3 protein-coding genes are annotated in these 3,857 nt (G+C 75.3%); 2 read left to right on the top strand and 1 reads right to left on the bottom strand.

The annotated features are described in order from the left end of the window. A partial coding sequence (locus tag AB0J52_RS31395; protein WP_500186383.1) for a sensor histidine kinase occupies positions 1-1,544 on the bottom strand: 1,544 nt, incomplete at its 3' end. A gap of 353 nt (positions 1,545-1,897) precedes the next feature. On the opposite strand from AB0J52_RS31395, the gene AB0J52_RS31390 reads away from it, so the two are divergent. Both AB0J52_RS31390 and AB0J52_RS31385 read left to right on the top strand, forming a co-directional pair. Then, positions 1,898-2,731 (top strand): CPBP family intramembrane glutamic endopeptidase, encoded by an 834-nt coding sequence (locus AB0J52_RS31390; protein ID WP_500186381.1) that lies wholly within the window; start codon positions 1,898-1,900, stop codon positions 2,729-2,731. After that, positions 2,728-3,857: sensor histidine kinase (locus tag AB0J52_RS31385; protein ID WP_500186380.1), on the top strand; the 1,130-nt coding region annotated here is incomplete at its 3' end. The genes AB0J52_RS31390 and AB0J52_RS31385, both read left to right, overlap by 4 nt.

The raw sequence follows: 3,857 nt of genomic DNA, 5'->3' as shown, positions 1-3,857 counted from the left end.
CTCACGTCCACGCCGACGTCCACGGCGGTGGCGCCGGCGTGCCGGGCCGCGTTGGACAGCGCCTCGCCCAGCACGGCCAGCAGGCACTCGGCGTGCCCGGCGGGCACGCCGGTGTCGAGCAGGCCGGTCATCCGCAGCGCCGGGGTGAAGCCGAGCACCTCGGCGGCGCGTCCGGTGGCCGTCACCAGCTTGCCCCGCAGGCCGCCGCCGCCGCTGCTGCGGTCGCTCTCGCGCAGGCCGTAGATGGTGGAGCGGACGACCTTGATCGTGTCGTCGAGGTCGTCCACGACCCGCTGGATCCGCTCGCCCACCTGGGGCCGGTCGGCGACGCGGCCGAGCGTGGACTGGAGCGTCAGGGCGCCCGCGAACAGCCGCTGGATGACCAGGTCGTGCAGGTCGCGGGCGATGCGGTCGCGGTCGCTGAGGACCAGCATGTGCTCGGCGTCCTGGCGGTGCTCGGCGACCTCCAGGGTCAGCGCCGCCTGGTTCCCGAAGCCGATGACCATGTCGACGACCGCGTCCGGGAAGTTGTGCCCGCCGGGCAGGTTCGCGACCAGCAGGACGCCGCGCACGTGGTCGCGGGTGCCGAGCGGCACGTAGAACGCCGGGCCCAGCTCGACCTCGGACACCTCGGCGCGCAGGTCGGCGCCGAGCGCGTCGCCGGTGACCGGCTCGCCCGTGGCGAACACCTTCGACGCCGGGGTCGTGGCCGGCAGCACCAGGCCGCGGACCTCCTCCTCCCACGCGCCGGACGCGACCTCCACGACCAGCTCGCCGCTGTCCCCGACCGGGACGGCCAGCGTGACCAGGTCGGCGCGGGCCAGCTCGCGCACGGTCGTCGCGACCGACGCCAGGACCTCGCCCACCCCCCGGCCGGCCAGCAGGCTGCGGGTCAGCTCGTCGCTCGCCGCGAGCCACTGCTGCTTGCGGCGGGCGTCGTCGTACAGCCGGGCGTTGTCGATCGAGACGCCGGCCGCGGCGGCCAGGGTGCGCAGCACCGCCTCGTCGTCGGCGTCGAACTCCGCGCCGCCGTGCTTGTCGGTCAGGTACAGGTTGCCGAACACCTCGTCGCGGACCCGGACGGGAGCGCCGATGAAGGTGGTCATCGGCGGGTGCCCGGGCGGGAAGCCCACGGACGACGGGTGGTCCGCCAGGTCGGCCAGGCGGAGCGGCTCCGGACGGCGGATGAGCTGCCCGAGGATGCCCTCGCCGCGCGGGTAGTGCCCGATCCGGGCGACGGTCTCGTCGTCGATGCCGACCGTGATGAACTGCTTGATCGTGCCTTCCTCGCCGAGCACGCCCAGCGCCCCGTACCGCGCGTCCACGAGGGTGACCGCGGACTCCACGATGCGGCGCAGCACCACCTCGAGGTCCAGGTCCGAGCCGACGGCCAGGACGGCGTCCAGCAGGGTGCGCATCCGGTCGCGGGCCGCCCGCACCTGGTGGACCTGCAGCTGGAGGCCGTCCAGCAGGTCGTCCAGCCGCAGCTGCGGGGAGGCCCCTGAGGCCGGGACGGGGTCCCGTCCCTGCGCACCGTCGTCCACCCAAGCTCCTCTCGCCGTGCACCGTCGGACCACTGTTCAGCATGCCCGATGTCGCGACCATGTTCGATGCGGCGCCGTCCCGGGGCGGCCGCGCCCGGCGTCGGGCTCGTCACACCGGGCCGAATCGGCTTCCGTCCGGGGTCGTCCGATCACCGTGAGTGCGTGGAACGCGCATCGCGCGGACGGTTCACGCGTCCCCGGGCCTCGCCGAGCGGCGGCCTGTCCCCCGTGCGAGCTACCGGCGATTGTCCTCCCGGCGGGGAAGAGCGCGGACCCCCGGTTTCCCTAGCGTCGTCCTGGCCGCGGCGACCAGTCCGCGGCCGAGCCGAGAACGCGATCCGCGGGGAGACGACGTGCGTCTGTTGAAGCAGCTGTTGCCGGTCATGGCGGTCGCCCTCGTGGGCGGCCAGGCCGTGGCGGCGGCGCAGGACAACGCGGCCGTGAGCCTGGTGGTCGGGCTCCTGACCGCCGCGGTCGCGATCTGGGTGTACGCCCGGGTGGTGCGGTGGTCCGAGCGCCGGACGCCGGACGAGGTCGCCCCGAGGGGCGCGGCCCGCCGCACCGCCCTCGGCGCGCTGGTCGGCGCGGGCTGGTTCGCGGCCGTGATCGGGAACATCGCCATGCTCGGCGACTACAAGGTCGACGGGTTCGGGTCGGTCGCGGGCCCGGTCGGGCTGTTCGGCTTCATGGCGGGCGCCTCGGTGACCGAGGAGCTGATGTTCCGCGGGGTGCTGTTCCGGCTCACCGAGGGACGGCTCGGCACGTGGACGGCCCTGGTGCTGACCAGCGCGCTCTTCGGCCTCTTCCACCTGGCCAACCCGGACGCCACGGTGTGGGGCGCGGTCGCCATCGCGGTCTCGGCGGGCGGGACGCTCGCCGCCGCCTACGCCGCCACCCGCAACCTGTGGGTGCCGATCGGCCTGCACTTCGGCTGGAACTTCGCCGAGGCGGGCATCTTCGGCGCCGAGGTGTCGGGCAACGGCGACAACGAGGGGCTGCTGCACGGCGTCACGTCCGGTCCGGCGGTGCTCACCGGCGGCCGGTTCGGCCCGGAGGCGAGCCCGTACACGGTCGTGATCGGCGTCCTGCTGACGATGGCGTTCATGTGGCTGGCGCGCCGGCGGGGCAACGTCGTCCCGCGCAGGCGCAAGGCCCCCGCCGCCCCGGCCGCTAGCCTTGCCCGGTGATCACTACGCGACGGCTCCGGGAGCGTTGGAGCCGGCTCGACGTGACGGTCCGGGACCTCCCGCTCGCGCTCCTCCTCGCCACCCAGTCGTTCCTGCCGGTGCTGCGCGGCCACGAGACCCAGGTCGGCGAACTGCCCGTCCGGCACTTCGACGCCCTGGCCATCGCGGCGCTCGCCCTTCTGTGCGGGCCGCTGGCCGTCCGGCGGCGGTGGCCGGCCGTGTCGCTCGCCCTGGTGGCGCTCGGGTTCGCCGTGGCGGAGCTGCGCGGCTACCGCATGGTCGCGGGGACGGCGCTGCCGATCGTCCTGGTGAGCGCGGGCGCCCACCTGAACCACCACCGGCGGGTCGCCGTGGCCGTCCTGTCCGCCGCGTACGTGGCGCTGGCGGTCGTCCTGCACCGGCTCGGCGGGGCCGAGGGGCCGGGCGGCTACGCGACGTTCTACGTGGGGCTCGCCGTGGCCTGGTGCATCGGGGCCTGGCTGCGCTCGACCCGGGCGGCCGAGGCCGAGCGCCGGCTCCGCCTCGCGGACGCCGCCCGCGCCACCGAACGGACCCGCATCGCCCGCGAACTCCACGACGTCGTGACCCACCACGTGACGGCGATGGTCGTCCAGGCCGAGGCGGCGCGGTACCTGACCGCCGATCCCGGCCGCCTCGACCAGACGCTGGACGCCGTCACCGACACCGGCCGGCGGGCCATCGCCGACCTGCGGAACCTGCTCGACCTGCTCAACCCCGACCACGGCACCGGGCGTGACGACCACGTCAGGACGCCGTCCGGCGGCGACCTGCGCGCGCTGGTGGAGCAGACGCGCCGGGCGGGGCAGCCGGTGGAGTTCACCGAGGAGGGCGAGCCGTCCGCGTCCGCGGGAAGCGCCGAGTTCGTGGCCTACCGGGTCATGCAGGAGGCCCTCACCAACGCCCTGAAGCACGCCCGCGGCAAGCGCACCGTCACCCGGGTCCGCTACGGGGACAGGGAGATCCTCGTGGAGGTCGGCACCGACGGCCCCGCCACCGTCTCGCACCGGACGCCCGGTGGCGGCGGGCGGGGCCTGGCCGGGCTCCGCGACCGTGTCGGCGCCCTCGGCGGCGAGTTCGACGCGGACGCGCGGGCGGACGGCGGCCA

This window comes from Spirillospora sp. NPDC049652 (assembly GCF_040675125.1).
In the GTDB taxonomy this organism is placed as follows: Bacteria; Actinomycetota; Actinomycetes; order Streptosporangiales; family Streptosporangiaceae; genus Spirillospora.
This window is presented reverse-complemented; position numbering and strand designations above follow the sequence as displayed.